This is a genomic window from Ruegeria sp. H7, assembly GCF_056532945.1.
This window is the reverse complement of record NZ_JBQFNZ010000001.1, coordinates 294,124-311,830: the sequence shown is the minus strand read 5'-3', so window position 1 is coordinate 311,830 and position 17,707 is coordinate 294,124. Positions and strand designations below refer to the sequence as shown.

Annotated in this window: 20 protein-coding genes; 12 read left to right on the top strand and 8 right to left on the bottom strand. The window is 59.9% G+C overall.

Translation table 11 applies throughout. From position 1 onward, the window contains the following. Positions 1-92 precede the first annotated feature (92 nt). From ACR0AC_RS01535 to ACR0AC_RS01485, 11 genes are all read left to right on the top strand, one after another. The gene (locus ACR0AC_RS01535; protein WP_170451648.1) at positions 93-278 is read left to right on the top strand and encodes a hypothetical protein; all 186 of its coding nucleotides are present in this window, start codon (positions 93-95) and stop codon (positions 276-278) included. Between the two features lie 24 nt (positions 279-302). Continuing rightward, positions 303-1,448, top strand: coding sequence for a TRAP transporter substrate-binding protein (locus tag ACR0AC_RS01530; protein WP_170451646.1), 1,146 nt, complete (start codon positions 303-305; stop codon positions 1,446-1,448). Between the two features lie 111 nt (positions 1,449-1,559). Then, positions 1,560-2,072, top strand: coding sequence for a TRAP transporter small permease (locus ACR0AC_RS01525; protein ID WP_170451644.1), 513 nt, complete (start codon positions 1,560-1,562; stop codon positions 2,070-2,072). Positions 2,073-2,083: 11 nt separating this feature from the next. Next, a complete protein-coding gene (locus tag ACR0AC_RS01520) occupies positions 2,084-3,412 on the top strand; it encodes a TRAP transporter large permease (RefSeq protein ID WP_170451642.1) in 1,329 nt (442 codons plus the stop codon). A gap of 12 nt (positions 3,413-3,424) precedes the next feature. Then, complete coding sequence (gene hisD / locus ACR0AC_RS01515) at positions 3,425-4,732, top strand: histidinol dehydrogenase (RefSeq protein WP_480780395.1); 1,308 nt, start codon at positions 3,425-3,427, stop codon at positions 4,730-4,732. After that, on the top strand, positions 4,725-5,486 hold the full coding sequence (locus ACR0AC_RS01510) for an SDR family NAD(P)-dependent oxidoreductase (protein ID WP_480780396.1): 762 nt from the start codon (positions 4,725-4,727) through the stop codon (positions 5,484-5,486). Before hisD ends, ACR0AC_RS01510 begins: the two co-directional genes overlap by 8 nt. Beyond that, positions 5,483-6,460: an alcohol dehydrogenase catalytic domain-containing protein gene (locus ACR0AC_RS01505; RefSeq protein ID WP_480780397.1), complete on the top strand. Its 978-nt coding sequence runs from the start codon at positions 5,483-5,485 to the stop codon at positions 6,458-6,460. The genes ACR0AC_RS01510 and ACR0AC_RS01505 overlap by 4 nt, the downstream gene beginning before the upstream one ends. A gap of 23 nt (positions 6,461-6,483) precedes the next feature. Further along, positions 6,484-6,894 carry a universal stress protein gene (locus ACR0AC_RS01500; protein WP_170517663.1) on the top strand — a complete coding sequence of 137 codons (411 nt, stop codon included), beginning with the start codon at positions 6,484-6,486 and terminating at the stop codon, positions 6,892-6,894. A 49-nt stretch (positions 6,895-6,943) separates the two neighbouring features. Beyond that, a complete protein-coding gene (gene comD, locus ACR0AC_RS01495) occupies positions 6,944-7,450 on the top strand; it encodes a sulfopyruvate decarboxylase subunit alpha (protein WP_170451631.1) in 507 nt (168 codons plus the stop codon). After that, positions 7,447-8,001 (top strand): sulfopyruvate decarboxylase subunit beta, encoded by a 555-nt coding sequence (comE, locus tag ACR0AC_RS01490; protein ID WP_170451629.1) that lies wholly within the window; start codon positions 7,447-7,449, stop codon positions 7,999-8,001. The genes comD and comE overlap by 4 nt, the downstream gene beginning before the upstream one ends. Beyond that, the gene (locus ACR0AC_RS01485) at positions 8,001-9,101 is read left to right on the top strand and encodes an alpha-hydroxy acid oxidase (protein ID WP_480780399.1); all 1,101 of its coding nucleotides are present in this window, start codon (positions 8,001-8,003) and stop codon (positions 9,099-9,101) included. The genes comE and ACR0AC_RS01485 overlap by 1 nt, the downstream gene beginning before the upstream one ends. Before the next feature lie 11 nt (positions 9,102-9,112). Here the strand turns inward: ACR0AC_RS01485 and ACR0AC_RS01480 are convergent, their stop codons facing one another. Next, on the bottom strand, positions 9,113-10,213 hold the full coding sequence (locus ACR0AC_RS01480) for a Hint domain-containing protein (RefSeq protein ID WP_480625830.1): 1,101 nt from the start codon (positions 10,211-10,213) through the stop codon (positions 9,113-9,115). A 317-nt stretch (positions 10,214-10,530) separates the two neighbouring features. Between ACR0AC_RS01480 and ACR0AC_RS01475 the strand changes: the two genes are divergently transcribed. Further along, a complete protein-coding gene (locus ACR0AC_RS01475) occupies positions 10,531-11,934 on the top strand; it encodes an MATE family efflux transporter (RefSeq protein WP_480871696.1) in 1,404 nt (467 codons plus the stop codon). A gap of 5 nt (positions 11,935-11,939) precedes the next feature. On the opposite strand, the gene ACR0AC_RS01470 is transcribed toward ACR0AC_RS01475, so the two are convergent. The 7 genes from ACR0AC_RS01470 to ACR0AC_RS01440 all read right to left on the bottom strand — a co-directional run bounded on the left by ACR0AC_RS01470 (position 11,940) and on the right by ACR0AC_RS01440 (position 17,676). Continuing rightward, complete coding sequence (locus ACR0AC_RS01470) at positions 11,940-13,037, bottom strand: M56 family metallopeptidase (RefSeq protein WP_480625832.1); 1,098 nt, start codon at positions 13,035-13,037, stop codon at positions 11,940-11,942. After that, positions 13,024-13,419 carry a BlaI/MecI/CopY family transcriptional regulator gene (locus tag ACR0AC_RS01465; protein ID WP_170451622.1) on the bottom strand — a complete coding sequence of 132 codons (396 nt, stop codon included), beginning with the start codon at positions 13,417-13,419 and terminating at the stop codon, positions 13,024-13,026. Before ACR0AC_RS01465 ends, ACR0AC_RS01470 begins: the two co-directional genes overlap by 14 nt. A gap of 65 nt (positions 13,420-13,484) precedes the next feature. After that, on the bottom strand, positions 13,485-13,754 hold the full coding sequence (locus tag ACR0AC_RS01460; RefSeq protein ID WP_480626265.1) for a DUF2160 domain-containing protein: 270 nt from the start codon (positions 13,752-13,754) through the stop codon (positions 13,485-13,487). 140 nt (positions 13,755-13,894) lie between these two features. Next, on the bottom strand, positions 13,895-14,692 hold the full coding sequence (locus ACR0AC_RS01455; RefSeq protein WP_058280831.1) for a carbohydrate ABC transporter permease: 798 nt from the start codon (positions 14,690-14,692) through the stop codon (positions 13,895-13,897). Further along, a complete protein-coding gene (locus ACR0AC_RS01450) occupies positions 14,689-15,552 on the bottom strand; it encodes a carbohydrate ABC transporter permease (protein WP_058280832.1) in 864 nt (287 codons plus the stop codon). The genes ACR0AC_RS01455 and ACR0AC_RS01450 overlap by 4 nt, the downstream gene beginning before the upstream one ends. After that, a complete protein-coding gene (locus ACR0AC_RS01445) occupies positions 15,549-16,625 on the bottom strand; it encodes an ABC transporter ATP-binding protein (RefSeq protein ID WP_480871695.1) in 1,077 nt (358 codons plus the stop codon). The genes ACR0AC_RS01450 and ACR0AC_RS01445 overlap by 4 nt, the downstream gene beginning before the upstream one ends. Before the next feature lies 1 nt (position 16,626). After that, on the bottom strand, positions 16,627-17,676 hold the full coding sequence (locus ACR0AC_RS01440; RefSeq protein WP_170451617.1) for an ABC transporter ATP-binding protein: 1,050 nt from the start codon (positions 17,674-17,676) through the stop codon (positions 16,627-16,629). Between the last annotated feature and the right edge of the window lie 31 nt (positions 17,677-17,707).

Sequence of the window (17,707 nt, the reverse complement as noted above, 5' to 3'; positions counted from 1 at the left end):
AAGCGCATGTGAAAGCATCAATGTAAGCGCTTGCATTTGTGATGTAAGCGCTTACAAATGGAGTTGGACCGATTCTATAAGGAGTCCCGGAAATGTTTCTTGCAGCCTCGATTGTCGTATTCGTCATCTACTTTGCGAATGTTGCGTTGGGTGCTTTCTCGAACGCAGCGTTTCTTGGGGATGTCGGAGAGATGTTGGTCCTGTTCGCGGCGTCGATCCTGTTCGTTGTCGCAATTCTGAAAAAGGAGGCCGACCGGGACACCGAAAACGGCGGCTGAATTTTTTGCTTGGGAGGGCAATTTATGAACAACGACAAGAACGAGCTGGCGTCCGCAGAACGTCGCAATTTTCTGAAACTCAGCGCCAGTGGGGCATTCACGGCTGCTTTGGTCGCAGGCGCAGGCGGGGTGCTTTGGTCGTCCGAGGCCGCAGCACAGACCGCCAAAGAAGAAAGCGAGCGGGAAAAGGCAGCCGATCATGTGATGACCATCGCAACGGCCTATGTGTTGGGCGCATCGCGCAGCTATCCGATCATGCAGCTGGACCTGAAGGAAAACATCCAGAACGCCACCAATGGTAAGGTTTATGTGAAACTGGCGCCGGGTGGTCAGTTGGGTGCAGGCGGCTCGCTGGTGCAGAAGGTGCAGGGCGGAACCATTCAGGCCGCGCAGCACTCGCTGTCGAACTTTGCGCCGTTTGCATCGACCGTCGACCTGATCAACATGCCGTATCTGTGTGGCTCGAACCAGCGGTTCACCAACCTGGTGCATTCCGACACCTGGAAAAACGAAGTGCATCCCAAGGTCGAGGCTGCGGGCTTCAAGGCGCTGTTCTATGTTGTCATCGACCCGCGCGTTGTTGCGGTCCGTCAAGGCGGCGATGCCGTTCTCACCCCGGGCGATATGAGCGGTATCAAGTTCCGCGTGCCGGGCTCGAAAATGCTGCAGCAGTATTACCGCATGGTCGGTGCCAACCCGACGCCGGTGGCATGGGGTGAGACCCCCTCGGCCATTAAACAGGGTGTGGCGGATGCGCTTGACCCGTCCGTGGGCGCGCTGTTTGTCTTTGGCTTCAAGGACATCCTCAGCCACGTGACCTTTACCCAGGCAGTGCCGGACAGTCAGGTCTATTCCTGTAACCTGGAATGGTTCAACTCGATGCCCGCCGATGTGCAGGAAGGCATCATGTGGGGCTCGGAAATGACCAGCCACCAGAATCTGTCCAAGGTGCCTTCTGCGCGCGCCTATGCCATGGCGGAACTGAACAAGGCGGGCGTGCAGTTCCACTCGCTCAGCGACGATCAACTGGCCGAATGGCAGGACGCAGGCGGCTATCAGAACGCCGACTGGGATCCGTTCAAGACCGAGCTGGCCGGGTCGATGGACAACTTCGAGAAGCTTGTCGAAGCGGCCGGTACGCAGGGCAAATACTACGTCCACGACGCATAATGCGATCTAGGCGGGTGCGCTGCGGCGCGCCCGTTTGCTCCACAATAAGCAGCATATTTAAGCGGTTAGCGTGACTGCCTTCTGAAGTGCTGCCAAGAATTGGGACCGGACATGACTGTACTTCAGAAAATAGACCGGGATGCCGAGCGCTGGCTGCTGCTGGTGTTCTACGTGATGCTGGTCATCACCATGGCAATCGAGGTGCTGCGGCGCGAGATTTTCGCCTATTCCTCGATCTGGGGCGAAGAGATCGTCCGGTATTCCTTTATCTACCTCGCCTGGATCGGGGCCGCGGCCGCGGTCAAAGAACGCGCGCACATCCGCATCGATGTGGTCATGCATTACCTGCCGCAGCGGCCCAAGGCACTGCTGTATATCTTCGGTGATCTGGTGATGTTCGTTGTGGCGGTTATCGCGCTCTACTGGTCCTACGAGGCGGTGCATGTCTCGGCCAAGTTCGGATCGGTAACGGATGGTTTGCGGGTCTCGAAGGTCTGGTTCCTGATGGCCGTTCCAACTGGATTTGCGCTGATGATCTGGCGCTTGATCCAATCCCTGATGCGCGATCTGAAATCCCTTCGCGACGGTACCCCCGTCTTCGAAGGCGACAAGCTGTTTGACTGAGGAGACCCGCAATGCTTTGGAATTCCCTCAATCAAACCGTTGAACTTGGCTGGGATTTTTACCTGCCCGTCATTCTGTTCGTTGGCCTGATCGCCATGGCCGTGCCCGTTTGGGCCGCCATTGGCACCGCCGCGATCGTCATGCTGGTCATGTCCGGCGACCTGCCGCTGAGCCTTGTGGGCGAAAGCCTGTTCACCGGCATCGACGCCTTCGCCCTGACCGCCGTGCCGCTGTTCATTCTGACCGGCGACGTGCTGGTCCGCACCGGGTTGTCGCGCAAGTTTCTTGACGTGGCCGAGGCGCTGACCTGTTTCGCCAAGGGCGGCTTCGGCTCGGCCACCGTGCTGGTCTGCGGCATGTTCGCGGCGATCTCGGGCTCGGACGCAGCGGGTGCTGCCGCCGTGGGCCGGATGACGATCAACCGTCTGGTCGAAAGCGGCTACCCGCGCCCCTATGCCTGTGCACTGGTTGCGGCGGGGGCCTGTACCGGCATCCTGATCCCGCCGTCGATCGCCTATATCATCATCGGGCTTGTGCTGGGCATATCCGCCTCGACCCTGTTTTTGGCCGCACTTATCCCCGGTCTGGCCATTCTGGTCTCGATCCTCATCACCAACATCATCATGAACCGTCTCTATGCCTATGAGGGCGGCGGCATGATGACGATGGGTGAGTGGCTGGCCAATCTGGGCAAGGCCCTGAAATCCGGCTGGTATGCTTTCATCGTGCCGGGCATCATCTTCTACGGAATCTTCTCGGGCCGTTTGACGCCGACCGAGGCAGGGGCGACCGCAGTTGTCGTCACCATTATCATGGGCTTCATCCTACGCACGCTGACGCTGGCTGATTTCCCATCGATGCTGGTCAGCTCAGCCAAGGTGAACGGGGTGATCCTGCCGATCATCGCCTTCTCGGCCCCGCTGGCCGAGGCGCTGGCGATCATGGGCGTGCCGCAGGGCTTTGTGACATCCGTGACCAACCTGACCGACGATCCCTACCTGCTGATCCTGCTGATGATCGGCATCCTGATCGCCGCAGGCTGTGTGATGGAGACGACACCGAACATCGTGATCCTTGCGCCGATCCTGAAGCCGCTGGCAGACAATATCGGCATGAACGAGATTCAGTTCTGCATCATGATGATTACTGCGCTTGGCGTGGGTTTCATCACCCCGCCGCTGGGTCTGAACCTGTTCGTCGTTTCGGGCATTACCGGAGAGTCGATCCTGAAAATCGCCGCTCGCGCTGTGCCCTTTGTACTGACCATGCTGATCGTGGTGATCCTGATCGCCTATGTACCAGCCGTTTCAACCACTTTGCTTCCTGCAATCTACCAATAGGATCTGCTGAATATGCCGCGTGACTATTTGAAAAAGGCAACCCTGACGGCGCAATCGCATGCGTCCGAGGTTCACGATACGGTCAAGACCATTCTGTCCGATATCGAGGTGGGTGGCGATGCCAAGGCGCTGGAATACGCCGCGAAGTTCGACAAGTTCGAGGGTAACGTTCTGATGACTCAGGACGAGATCGACGCCGCCATCGCGCTGGTGCCGGAGAAGCTGAAGGCCGATATCCGCTTTGCCCATGACAACGTGCGCCGCTTTGCCGAAACGCAAAAGGCCACTGTGTCGGATGTGCAGACCGAGATCGTGCCGGGCGTTGTCGCGGGGCAAAAAGCCATCCCCGTGGATGCGGCAGGGTGCTATGTGCCCGGCGGGCGCTACAGCCACATCGCCAGCGCGATCATGACGGTGACGACCGCCAAGGTAGCCGGGTGCCGCCACATCACGGCCTGTTCGCCTCCGCGTCCGGGTGAGGGTGTGGCCCCTGCGATTGTCTATGCCGCGCATATCTGCGGGGCCGACAGTATTCTTGCAATGGGCGGTGTGCAGGGCGTGGCCGCGATGACCTATGGTCTGTTCGGCTTGCCACGCGCGAATATCCTTGTGGGGCCGGGCAATCAGTTCGTGGCCGAGGCAAAGCGTATTCTCTATGGCAAGGTCGGCATCGACATGATCGCGGGACCGACGGACAGCCTGATCCTTGCCGATAGCAGCGCAGATGCGCATGTGGTCGCGACCGATTTGGTCAGTCAGGCCGAGCATGGCTATAACTCGCCCGTCTGGCTGGTGACCGATGATCGTGCGTTGGCGCAAAAGGTGATGGAGCTTGTGCCCGCGCTGATCGAAGACCTGCCGGAACTGAACCGCGAAAACGCATCCGCCGCGTGGCGCGACTATGCTGAGGTGATCGTCTGTGCAGATCGCGAGGAAATGGCCGCATGTTCCGACGACTATGCGCCTGAACACCTGACCGTCCAGGCCGAGGATCTGGATTGGTGGCTGAACCGTTTGACCTGCTATGGTTCGCTGTTTCTGGGTGAGGAAACCACCGTGTCCTATGGCGACAAGGCCACCGGCACCAACCACGTTCTGCCCACCTCGGGCGCGGCCAGCTACACCGGGGGCCTAAGCGTCCATAAGTATATGAAGATCGTGACATGGCAGCGGGCAACGCGCGAAGGGTCCAAGCCTATCGCAGTCGCAACTGCGCGCATCTCACGACTGGAAGGGATGGAAGGCCACGCCCGTGCCGCTGATGTGCGGCTGGCCAAGTATTTCCCGGATGAGCAATTCGACCTGACCGCAGATGGATGACCCACGTTCGCTCTTTGACCTGACAGGGCGCGTGACCTGCGTCACCGGCGCAAGCTCGGGGCTGGGGCGACGGGTGGCTTTGGTACTGGCGCAGGCCGGGGCCAAGGTGGTCGGCGTCGCGCGGCGGGCCGATGCGTTGTCTCAACTATGCGATGAGATCGGGGCAAATGCTGCCGCAGTAACTGGCGATGTTGCGGATCGAGGGAATATGGGGGCTTTGGTCGCCGAAATCTCTTCCCCCTTCGGCCCGCCTGACATCATCGTCCACGCCGCCGGGGTGAACACGCGCGAGGCGGCGGATGATGTGACGGGGCAGGGATGGGATGCGACTCTGGCCCTGAACCTGAGCGCACCGTTTTTCCTCAGCCAGGCCATGGTGCCCGCGATGAAGGAAAAAGGCTGGGGCCGGATCGTGAACTTTGCCTCGCTGCAAACAACACGGGCCTTTCCGGGTGGCATCGCCTATGGCGCGACCAAGGCCGGGATCGGGCAGTTGACCCGCGCCATGGCCGAGGCATGGTCGCCGCACGGCATCACCGCCAACGCCATCGGGCCGGGGTTCTTCCCGACCGAACTGACGCAGGCCGTGTTCGACGACCCGGAGCGCGCCGCGCGAAACGCCGCACAGACTTGCATCCAACGCAATGGGCGGATGGAGGATATGGACGGGCCGATCCTGTTTCTGTGCTCGAAGGCCTCGGATTATGTCACCGGGCAAATCCTCATGGTGGACGGGGGGTTCACAGCGAAATGAAAGCGCTTGTCTATGAAGGTGTCGAACAGGTTGTGCATCGTGAGGTGCCGGATGCCGTGCCGGAATTTGGCGAGCATCTGATCCGGGTTGAGGCGGTTGGCATCTGTGGCTCGGACATGCATGCCTATCTGGGGCATGACGCTCGACGCCCCGCGCCGTTGATCCTGGGCCACGAAGCCGCAGGCGTGATTGTCGGCGGTCAGCGCGATGGCGCGCGCGTGACGGTCAACCCTCTGGTCACCTGCGGGGGCTGTCCCGCCTGCAGGTCGGGTCGGGAAAACCTGTGCCCAAACCGCCAGATCATTTCGATGCCCCCGCGCGAAGGGGCTTTTGCGCAATATGTCACCATGCCAGACCGCAATCTGGTCGAGGTGCCCGAGGATGTGCCGCTAGGCAAGGCCGCTTTGGCCGAACCTCTGGCGGTTAGCTGGCATGCGGTTCGGCTGGCCATCGCAGCGCTGCATCCGGCAAGCGAAAAGCGCGCCCTGGTGCTGGGCGGCGGCGCAATTGGGCTGGCCGCTGCGCTGGCGTTAACCGCGATGGGCGTCGAAGAGGTCACTCTGGCCGAACCGAATCCGGGGCGGCAGGACTTTCTGCTGAGGCTTGGCCTGCGCGTTGTCGACGGCGTCATAGGAACCTATCCGATCGTGATCGACGCGGTCGGCTTTGCAGCGACCCGTGCGACCGCCTCGGCCTGCGCCGAACCCGGTGGCGTTATAGCTCATGTCGGTTTGGGTGAGGATACGGGTGGCTTGGACATTCGCCGCATGACCCTGCAAGAGGTCACGTTCATCGGAACCTACACCTACACCGCCGAAGATTTCCGCCAAACGGCGCAGGCCATTTTCGACGGCCGTCTTGGCCAGCTGGACTGGACCGAAGCGCGACCCTTGTCCCAAGGCGCTCAGGCGTTTCGCGATCTGCGCTCTGGCGCGGTTGCCGCGCCAAAGATTATCCTGGACCCGTGGCAATAGACCGGGCTGAAAAGGAGTTTGATATGTATAAGAAAGTTCTTGTCCCGATGGCGCTGGATCACGGCATTTCGCAGCACACGCTCGAGGTTGCCCGCGCGCTGTCCGAAGAGGGGGCCGAGATCGTCGCCCTGCATGTCTACGAGATGCCGCAGGGCTCGGTCAGCGCATATCTCGACAAGGCGGCGGTCGCCGAAGGATTTCAGCGCGCCCGTCTGGAGTTGCTGAAAAAGGTCGAAGGGCTGGACGGTGTGACCGCTGAGATCGTGAAGGGCCACACCGCGCGGACAATCATCGACTATGCCGGCAGCAACGATGTGGATTGCATTGTCATCGGTTCTCACAAGCCCGACCTCAGCGACTATTTCCTGGGATCGACCGCGTCGCGCGTCGTTCGCCATGCCCCCTGCGCCGTGCATGTGCATCGCGGGGGCTGAATTCCTCAATCGCGCTTATCGCGCCCCAATCAGGACCAAAAGCCGGACCATGAACATAGACAAGAAGATCACTGACGATCTGGTGGCGAACGATATCTCGTTCGTGACCACCGTCCCCTGCAAGCAACTGGCCGGGGTGATAGAAGAGATCGACCAACGCGACGGCATCTTCCACATCCCGTCAAACAAGGAAGACGAAGGCATGGGCCTGTGCGCCGGTGCCTGGATGGGCGGCAAACGTCCGGCCATCATCATGCAGAACACCGCCATCGGCGTGACGATCAACACGCTGGCGACGCTGATCCAGTATTACCGGATGCCGCTGCCCATGCTGATCTCGTATCGCGGAGAGCTGCGCGAACCCGTGGCCTGCCAGGTCGAGATGGCTGTGCACACCAAAGCGCTGTTGGCGCAGATGAACATCCCGACCTACCATTTCCACAAACAATCGGATGTCGAAGAGCTCGACATGATCCTGAAATACACCTTCATGTGCAACAAGCCGGTCGCCATCCTGACCGATGCCAATTTCTGGGGAGGCTATGGCGACCAATGATCCGTTCCGAGATTCTGAAAGAAATCGCCCCGATCCTGCGTGACCAACTGGTGGTCTGCAATATCGGTATTCCCAGCCAGGAACTGCACGCCATCGACGATCAGCCGACCAACTTTTACATGCTTGGCACGATGGGGCTGGCTTCGTCCATTGGTTTGGGGCTTGCGCTGTCGCAACCGAAACCGGTGATCGTGATCGATGGGGATGGCTCGATCCTGACCAATCTGGGCACGTTGCCGACCATCGCCAACAACGTGGCCGATAACTATGTCCTGCTGATTGTCGACAATGGCTCGTACGGGTCGACCGGGGATCAGCCGACCTACGCAGGCCAGAAGACCTCGTTGACGAAAATGGCACAGGCCGCCGGGTGCGAACGTGTGATTGAATGCGCCGCCGAAGACACGGGCCGCGTGCTGCAAGAGGCGCTGGATGCCAAGCAGATGACCATCATCGTCGCCAAGTGTGAAAGCGGCAATGCCAAGATGCCGGTTATCACCATGGATCCGGTGGTGATCCGCGACCGCTTTATGAAGGCCGTTCAGGCCTGATGGGCGCAAGCGCCATTCACTGCGCCGAAGACGCCCGCCGCCTTGCGCGGCGGCGTTTGCCTTGGATGGTGTTCGACTATATCGACGGTGCAGCGGGATCCGAGGTTGGGGCTGCGCGCAACCGCGCCGCAATGGATGCGATGACCCTGCGCCCGCGCATCCTGCGGGATGTGAGTGACCGTTCGCTTGAAAGCTTGGTTTTCGGCAAACCCTCGCAACGTCCCTTTGGCATTGCGCCCATGGGCATGTGTAACCTGTCCGGTCCGGGGGCCGACCTGATGTTGGCGCGGCTGTCTGCGCGTTATTCGGTGCCTTTGGGGGTCTCGACTGTGGCCTCAACGCCCATGGAAGAGATGCTGGACGTGTCCGAAGGCAACGCCTGGTTTCAGCTGTATTTCAGTGGCGATGGATCGGGGACAGCCAAGCTAGTGGATCGGGCCAAGGCGGCAGGTTACGAGACACTGGTCCTGACCGTTGACGTGCCCGAGGTCGGGCGCAGACCGCGCGAATTGCGGCATGGGTTCCGTATGCCGTTCCGGCTGGGCCCGCGTCAGTTTCTGGACTTTGCCCTGCATCCGCGCTGGTCCCTGTCGACCCTCGCGCATGGCAAGCCTCAGATGGCGAATTTCCTGATGGAGGGCTACACGTTCGACCGAACCGAAAGCCGCGCCAAAGCCGATTGGGACACTCTGGCAAGGCTCAGGGATCAATGGCCGGGGCATCTGGTCGTCAAAGGCGTTCTGGATGCCGAGGATGCAGTTGCTTTGAAAACAGCTGGTGTGGACGCAATTCAGGTCTCAAGCCATGGGGCCAGGCAATTGGAAAGCGCACCGGCCCCGTTCTCGGTTCTGCCCGACATCCGCGCGGCGGTCGGTGAAGACTATCCGTTGTTCTACGACAGCGGGCTGCGATCCGGCGAAGATGCGCTGAAGGCAATCCGGAACGGCGCTGATTTCACCTTTTTCGGGCGCATTCTGCAATTCGCCATAGCCGCCGGAGGCGAGGCGGGGCTGAACCAGCTTTGGCAGGTGCTGAGCGATGAGATGAGCATCGCCATGGCTCAGATCGGGGCGACACGGGTCGCGCGATCAGCCGAATAGGGCACCATGTATCAGACCAAGGACCGGTCGTTTTTGAGGTGCCGTTGCACCATGTTGCGGACCTGTCGGCCTTTCGACGGGATGCGCCGCGCAGAGTGTGCCACGTAGCCCGGCAGCCGTAGGAACGGGAACAATTCTAAGATTTCGGCGCGGGCGGCGGACGGCAGGCTGCGCATGGCTTGCGGACCGGTGAACAGGCTTTCTGACGGTGCACCTTCGGCAAAGACGACCTCATGCCGGTCAAACAGCATGTGGTAATAGGTGACCTTCCTTGCGGTGTCTTCGCAATCAATGCCCGGCAGTTCGGTCAGCATATGCGCAGGCACCAACACCTCGGCCGCGTCGAACATCCGCGTGGCGATGGGTGAGCGGACAAGCATCCGGTGCTGCGGCGATACAAGCAGATCGCGACGGGGCAAACCGCTGCCTAAAGCGCCAGCTTCAATCCGTATCGGCCTTAGCTTGGGTTTGGCGGCCAAAGCCGCCTGATCCAACTGGCACGCGCCAATCCAGCGGATGGGCTGATCACCGTGATCGGCAGTGCAGACCAGATCACCGGCGGACAGAGATTCAATCGGTTTTGGCCCCGCAGGAGTCGTGATCAGGGTGCCAGCGACAAAACAGGGCACGTCGATGATCGCGGTTGGGTCTGACGTGTCAGGCGCGTTGGTCGGCGTGACATTGACCACCTGGATGTCATAAGTGACCCCCGGATCCAACGGTTCGGACGTGATGTAGCCAACCAGCGTGCCTTCGATTTCAACGGCATAAACCGTGATGTTGCCGCCACCGGGTACCGTCAGGATATAGGATTCCTCAAGATAGATGTCACCGCTGCCAAAAGTGGTCGAACCGTCCAGACTGGTCACAACACCGGTCTGTGTTGCGTCATCTCCGTTTTCGTTATTGAAGCGGTCCCCGTTGAAGATGGTGCCGTCATCCGGCAAAGGATTCGCGCCGTTCAGAATGGTGCCGCCTGCGTCGTCCTGAACATCAAAGACCCTGCGATCCGTGCCGGGGCTGTAGCTGGCCGCCAGTGTGATCGTATCCTGCCCGACAAAGTTCACTGAAATAACGTCCGGCGCGTAGCCGATATACGAGTAGTTCGCCATGACCTAACCCAAACCTCATCCCCTAACAAACCGCCCTGTTTCAATTCATTGATTAAGCCAGGGAGGTTGGCGTTCCCTTAACGGCACCAACCTGCGGCTGAGCTAGTGCGCCTTTGAGGCAATTTGTGGGCGCAGGCGATCAAAACTGGGTGAGGTGGCCAGAGTTTTGAAAGGAACTGAAACAGGTGCGCCAGTCCCCATGTGATCAGACCTTTTTGGCGCAAAAACCTCACACAGCGGTTTCAGTTTGGATAAGGTATTTCACATTGGGACCGTTTCGGAACACGATTGCAAAACCACAATAATGGGACAGAACCTTGGCCGATACTTCCCCGCGTGAGGCGGTGTTTCTGAACGGAAGCCTGATGCGGCATGTGACACGGATGTCACTGACAACCAGCATTGGTTTGATGGCGATTTTTGCCGTCGATTTCGTCGATATGGTTTTTATCTCGATGCTGGGCAATGACGCATTGGCCGCAGCCGTCGGATATGCCGGGACGCTGCTGTTTTTCACCAACGCGATCAATATCGGCTTGTCTATCGCGGCCGGGGCGCTTGTCGCGCGCGAGCTTGGGGCAGGCAGGCCCGAACAAGCACGGCACTACGCGTCCAGCGTTGCGACACTGGGCCTGATTGTCGGTTCAATTACCTCAGGTTTGGTATTGTTAAATATCAGCTTTTTGCTGTCATTGCTTGGCGCGGAAGGCGAGGTTTTGCGGCTGGCGACCCGCTATGTCTCGATCATTCTGCCTACCATGTGGGTTATGTCGATTGCCATGGCGGCGATGGCCGTTCTGCGCGCGCACGGGGACGCCAGACGGTCGATGATGGCCACGATCTATGGCGGGCTTGTCAACGCGGTGCTCGATCCGATCCTGATCTTTGGGGTTGGGCTGGGGCTGGACGGCGCGGCCATTGCCTCGGTCGTGGCGCGGGTGTGCATGTTGGCGGCGGCGTTGTGGCCCGCATTGCGCGTGCATCAGGGCTTTGCGCGCCCCTCGTTGAAACAGGTCGGGCGCGACCTTCGGCCTGTGCGTGCCATCGCGATCCCCGCTGTTCTGACCAATGTGGCAACGCCGATTGGCAACGCGATTGTCGTGCGTGAGATTGCTCAGTACGGGACAGATGCGGTCGCGGGTATGGCGGTGATCGGGCGGTTGTTGCCGGTGGCGTTTTCGGTGATCTTCGCGCTTTCTGGCGCGATCGGGCCCATTATCGGCCAGAATTTCGGGGCCGAGAAGTTCGACCGGGTTCGCGCGGCCTATCTGGCAGGGATCAAATTCACGGCGATTTATGTCCTGGGCATGGCCGCAATCCTGTTTTTGCTGCGTGCCCCCATTGCGGATCTGTTTGTGGCGCAGGGCGAGACCCGCGTGCTGATCTACCTGTTCTGCGGGCCGCTGGCCCTGGCGTCGTTCTTCAACGGGGTGATCTTTGTTGCAAATGCCAGCTTCAACAATCTGGGCCATCCGGTCTATTCCACATGGATCAACTGGGGCCGCCACACGGTTGGAACCTGGGTATTTGCGACCTTGGGCTCGTACCTGGCAGGCGCGCCCGGAGTTCTGCTGGGTCAGGCGTTTGGCGGCGTCATTTTCGCCGTCATCAGTTGGGTTATGGTGATGCGCGTTGTCTCGGGCCTGCAAAGTTCGCAAGCGATTGAGCCTTTTGCGGATCAAAACCGCCTCCACTCTCTATTCGGGCGGCGAGGGTGGTAACGGTGTCAGTTGCCCTGATTGCGGGCTTCCAGCCGCTCCAAATTCACGACCGTTGACAGCATGATGCGATCATGGCTCCAGTCTCCGGTCTGTTGGATCGAAGCGGATCCCAAGGCCAGCAAGGCCGCGAAGATCAGCGTCAGTCCCAGAAAGGCCACCGGCAAGGGCGCGGAAACGGTCGGAGTGTCGGTCAACGCGATGACCCGCTGTCGCAGCACGCGCTTGGCGTTTCCGCTTGTGACCATTGCGACATGCAACACACGGGGGCTGCCTTTGGCGACCGAACGTGCGCAGTAATCCAGCAAACACGTCGTGTAGTCCCTTGTATCAATCCGCTTGCGCGCGACAACCGACTGGTCGCAGGCCAGTTCGCGCAGGCGGTCGAACTGGTATTTCAGGATCAGATAAGCCGGGTTCCAGAACAGCAGGGGGCGCAGAAGTTCGAACCCCAACTCCCACTCGACGTCGCCTGCGCGGATGTGCTGAAACTCATGCGCAAGTGCAAATCGCAGCTCGCGCGGGGTATCCAGAAGGTGACTGGGCAAGACCACGTGGCGGCGGCGCAGGCCGCGGACGGCGAAAGGAACGGTGATACGGTCGGACAGGCGGATATCGACCTTGTTGGATCGCCGCCAGAGAAAGCTGGACGTGACCGTGTCGCGGATCGCAAGCGCGTCGCGTGTGACACGCAAAGCCAGCAGGGCAGCGACACATGCCAGCAGGGCCAATAGAACGGTAACAGCAGAGGATTGACCGGACAGCACCAGATCGACCCAACGCTCGCGCGTATTCAGCAACGCTTCGAACTGGGTCGCAGGCATCGCAATGTCGCCACGCAGATAGGCGGCCACCGCGATATCGCCAAGGGCAAACCCCCGATCAGGCCAGGCCAGACTGGACAGTGCCGAAACGCCAAGCGCAAGGATCGGGCTGACCAGAACGCAAATACACAGCGCCTTGAACGCGTGCAGCTGCGAGATAAACCCGGTGCGCAGTGACGTGCGGGCCAGAGCCGCGCGGGCGATCAGCCAGATAAGGGCCGACAGGCCCAGCACGATGTTCATTTCCAGAAATGCGTCGAGTACCGGTTTAACCGCGGTCATTTTGCAGTCTCCTCTCTACCAGTGCTCGAATTTCCTCCAGATCGGTTTCGCTCAGACCTTCATCATCGACCAGCCGGGCGACCAGTGAGGCGGGCGTGTTGTCAAACAACGTCCGCGACAGGTTCTGAAGTGAGCGTGCCTGATACCTGTCCTTGTCCAGAAGCGGTCTGTAGATCAGGGTCTTGCCGTCCTTGCGGCTTTCGACAAATCCCTTTTCATCGAGAATACGCAGGATCGTGGCCCCTGATGTATAGGCCAGATTCCGTTCCGGGGGCAGGCGGTCCAATACATCCCGCACCGAGCCGTGACCAAGCGCCCAAAGCTCGTTCATGAACTCCAGTTCAACTTCGGTCAGCAGATTTGTTGTCTTTTTCTTACGCATCGATCTCGGTGTCGTCATGATTGGTCTGCCTGTCAGACAAGCATCCTTTCGCCGTTTCGCAAAGTCTAAACTTTCCAGAAGACGAAGATGCCCCAGCCGATGGACAGGAAAAGCGGGGTCCAGACCGGTTGGCCGACCAGCCCAAGCCAGGCGAGGAAGATATAGGCCGAGCCGAGAAGCGTGATGAACAGCCGGTCGCCCAGTGTGGTCGTCAGGCCCAAAACCCCGCGCCGCTCGACCCCGTCGCGGTATTTGAAGCCTTCCAGAATACCGATCAGGGCGATGGCCGAGAAGATGCCGACAAACAGGGCCAAGGTCGCCGGGGTCCAGGCCATCCAGAAATCGGGCCACAGGGGATCGGTCCACGAGAAGCCTTTTTCCTCTTGCTGGCCGACGCTGCCCCATCCGGATTGCTGGGCGAATGCCATGGTGGGCAAAAAGGGCAGGGTGAGAAGAAGTTTACGCATATCGAACCTCACACACGTCCCATCGCGAAACCGCGCGCGATGTAGTTGCGGACAAACCAGATGACGATGGCGCCGGGGATGATGGTCAGGGTTCCGGCGGCGGCCAGCAGACCTAACTCATACCCCGCGCTGGAGGCGGTGCGGGTCATCACGGCAGCGATGGGTTTGGCCTCGACCGCCGTCAGGGTTTTGGCCAGCAGCATCTCGACCCATGAGAACATGAAGCAGAAGAAGGCAGCGACGCCGACGCCCGCTTTGATATTGGGCAGGAAGATCGTCACGAAGAAGCGCGGGAAGGAATAGCCGTCGACATAAGCCGTTTCATCCAGTTCCTTGGGGATGCCGCGCATGAAGCCTTCCAAAATCCACACCGCCAGCGGCACGTTGAACAGCGTATGTGCCAGCGCCACAGCCAGATAGGTGTCGAACAGGTGGATCGACGAATAAAGCTGGAAGAAGGGCAGCGCGAAAACCGCCGCCGGGGCCATCCGGTTGGTCAGCAGCCAGAAGAACAACTGCTTGTCGCCCAGGAACCGATAGCGCGAGAACGCATAGGCCGCAGGCAGGGCCACACAGACCGACAACACCGTATTGATCGTCACGTAGATGATCGAGTTGATGTAGCCCCAGTACCATGTCGGATCGGTGAAGATGGTGATATAGTTCTCCAGCGTAAAGGTCTGGGGAAACAGGGAAAAGCCCGACAGGATCTCGTTTGTCGTTTTGAAGGACATCGCCACCAGCCAATAGATCGGCAGCATCAGGAACGCGATATAGAGGATCGGGATAAGGGACCGCTTCTTCATTGCGCGTCATCCTTTGTCATCAGAGTGTAGAAGACCCAACTCACCAGCAGCGTGATGGCGAAATAGATCAGGCTCATCGCCGCCGCAGGGCCAAGGTCGAACTGTCCCAGCGCGATTTTCACAAGGTCGATCGACAGCAAGGTGGTCGAGTTTCCGGGGCCGCCGCCGGTCAGAACGAAGGGCTCGGTATAGATGTTGAAACTGTCCATGAACCGCAGCAGGACGGCGATGGTCAGGACGGTTTTCATCTTGGGCAACTGAATATAGCGGAACACCGACCATGGGCTGGCCCCGTCGATCTTGGCGGCTTGATAATAGGCATCCGGGATCGAGACCAATCCCGCATAGCACAGCAGCACGACCAGCGACGTCCAGTGCCAGACATCCATGACGATGACGGTAATCCAGGCCGAGATCGGCTGTTGCGTCATGTCATAGTTGATGCCCAGAACGTCATTCAGGAAATACCCCAACAACCCGATCTTGGGCAGCGTGAAGATGTTCCACATCGAGCCCACGACGTTCCACGGGATCAGCATCGGCAGGGCCATCAGCACCAGACAGACCGGCACCCAGAAGCCTTTGCGGGGCATCGAAAGGGCGACGATGATGCCCAGCGGCACCTCGATCAGCAGGATCAGGAAGGTGAACAGGAACTGTCGCCCCAGCGCGGCCTGAAACCGGTCGGACCGCAGGATCTGTTCGAACCAGCCAAGCCCTTCCCAGAAGAACTGGTTGTTGCCGAAGGTTTCCTGCACCGAGTAGTTGACCACTGTCATCATCGGCACCAGCGCGTTGAAAGCAACCAGCGCCAGAACCGGCAGGACAAAGAACCATGCCTTTTGGTTTTCCGTTCTCATTGTGCCCGCTCCTGAGTTGCGATCCAGCCGTCGCGGTAGACGCGGGATTGTTCGGGTTTGAATTGCAGAAAAACCTGTGATCCCAGTTCGGGAACCTCATGTTCCGTGACAGCTTTGAGGGCGGTGTTGCCGACCATCGCGCTGACGACGTAGTGGCGGCCAATGTCGGAAACTTTGGTCACATGCGCCGGGATACCGGTATCGCCAAAGCCCACATATTCAGGGCGGATGCCCAGATCGGTGCGGCCTCCGTCGCCATGGGTCGGGCCTTCCAGCATGACCTCGTGGCCCTCGAACACGGCCCGATCGCCCTTGGCCTCGCAGGGCAGCACGTTCATGCCGGGTGAGCCGATGAAGTGGCCGACGAAGGTGTGCTGAGGGCGCTCGAACAGTTCAACCGGTGTGCCGATCTGCACCACCTCGCCGTCTTGCATCACCACGACTTCATCAGCGAAGGTCAGCGCCTCGGTCTGGTCGTGGGTCACGTAGATCATCGTGGCCTGCACGCGCTGGTGCAGTTCTTTCAGTTTGGACCGCAGCTTCCATTTCAGATGCGGGTCGATCACGGTCAACGGTTCATCGAACATCACCGCGTTCACGTCGTCGCGGACCAGCCCGCGACCCATCGAGATCTTCTGTTTGTTGTCAGGGCTGAGGCCCGAGGCGCGGGTGTATAGCATATCCGTGACGTCCAGCATCTCGGCGATCTCATCGACGCGGCGTTTGATGGTCGCCGGGTCAACACCCCGGTTTTTCAACGGGAAAGCAAGGTTTTCGCCCACTGTCATCGTGTCGTAGATCACCGGGAACTGGAACACCTGTGCGATGTTACGCTGATCGGGGGGCAGGGCGGTGACGTCCTGACCATCGAACAGAATCTGCCCCTCAGACGGTGTCAGCAGGCCCGAGATGATGTTCAGCAACGTGGACTTGCCGCAGCCCGACGGGCCAAGCAGCGCATATGCGCCGCCGTCGCGCCAGGTTACGTCGATTTCCTTCAGCGCATAGTCCTCAGGGCCTTTGGGTGAGGGCATATAGCTGTGCCGCAGGTTTGAAAGCTTGATCTGAGCCATGTCACGCGACCCTTTGGCCGTCTTGGCCGAAATACCGGCAATGGGCCGGGTTCATGTAGAAACTGTGGTCCTCACCCACCCGGTAGGGATGTACCCCTGCGGCCAGAGAGACCCATGCATCCTCGCCATGCTGGAAATGTGCGCTGGAATCTGAGCCCGACAGTTCAGTCACGATCACCCGGCCCGTCAGTTCAACATCCGCTTCCGACGTTCGGAACGGAGTTACGCGATGCGGGCGTACGGCGACGGAGTAGTCGCCATCTGCCATGCCCGAGACATTCCAGCGACCGCCGCCTTCCAATTGCGCCATCGCGCCTGTCACTTTGACCCGACCCACATTGATTGGCGGATCCGAAAAGACGCGCGCAGCGGCGATGTTTTCTGGGTTGCGGTAAATGTCGGCGGTGGGGCCGAACTGTGTCACGCAGCCATCTTCCATCAGGGCGGTGTGACCACCCAACAGCAGGGCCTCTTCGGGTTCCGATGTGGCATAGACCACCACTGCGCCGCGTCCTGCAAACAGGTCGGGCAGTTGCTCACGCAGTTCTTCGCGCAGCTTGTAGTCGAGATTGGCCAGCGGCTCGTCCAGAAAAACAGCGCGGCTTTCCTTGGCAATCGCCCGCGCCAGCGCAGTACGTTGCTGTTGCCCGCCCGACAGCTCATGCGGGCGGCGGTGCAGCATGGGACGCAGTTGCAGCAGGTCGGCAGCCTCTTCGACGCGGCCCTCGATCTCGGACTTTGCCATGCCCGCCACGCGCAGGGGCGAGGCGATGTTGTCGAACACGCTCATATGCGGGTAGTTGACGAAAAACTGGTGCACCAGACTGATCTGCCGCTTCTGCGTGTTCAGCCGGGTCACATCCTGCCCATCCATCAAAACCTTGCCCGAGGCGATCGGGTCCAGCCCGGCCATCATCTTGATAAGCGAGGTCTTTCCCGAGCCGGTCGCGCCCAGCAGCACATTGAAATGGCCGGTTTGCAGCGTCAGGTTTGTAGGCTTGATATGGATGACGTTGCCGACCCGTTTGGTCGCGTCCTGTAGTTCGATCATCGGGGAAACTCGTGGGGTATTTGGGGTAGGC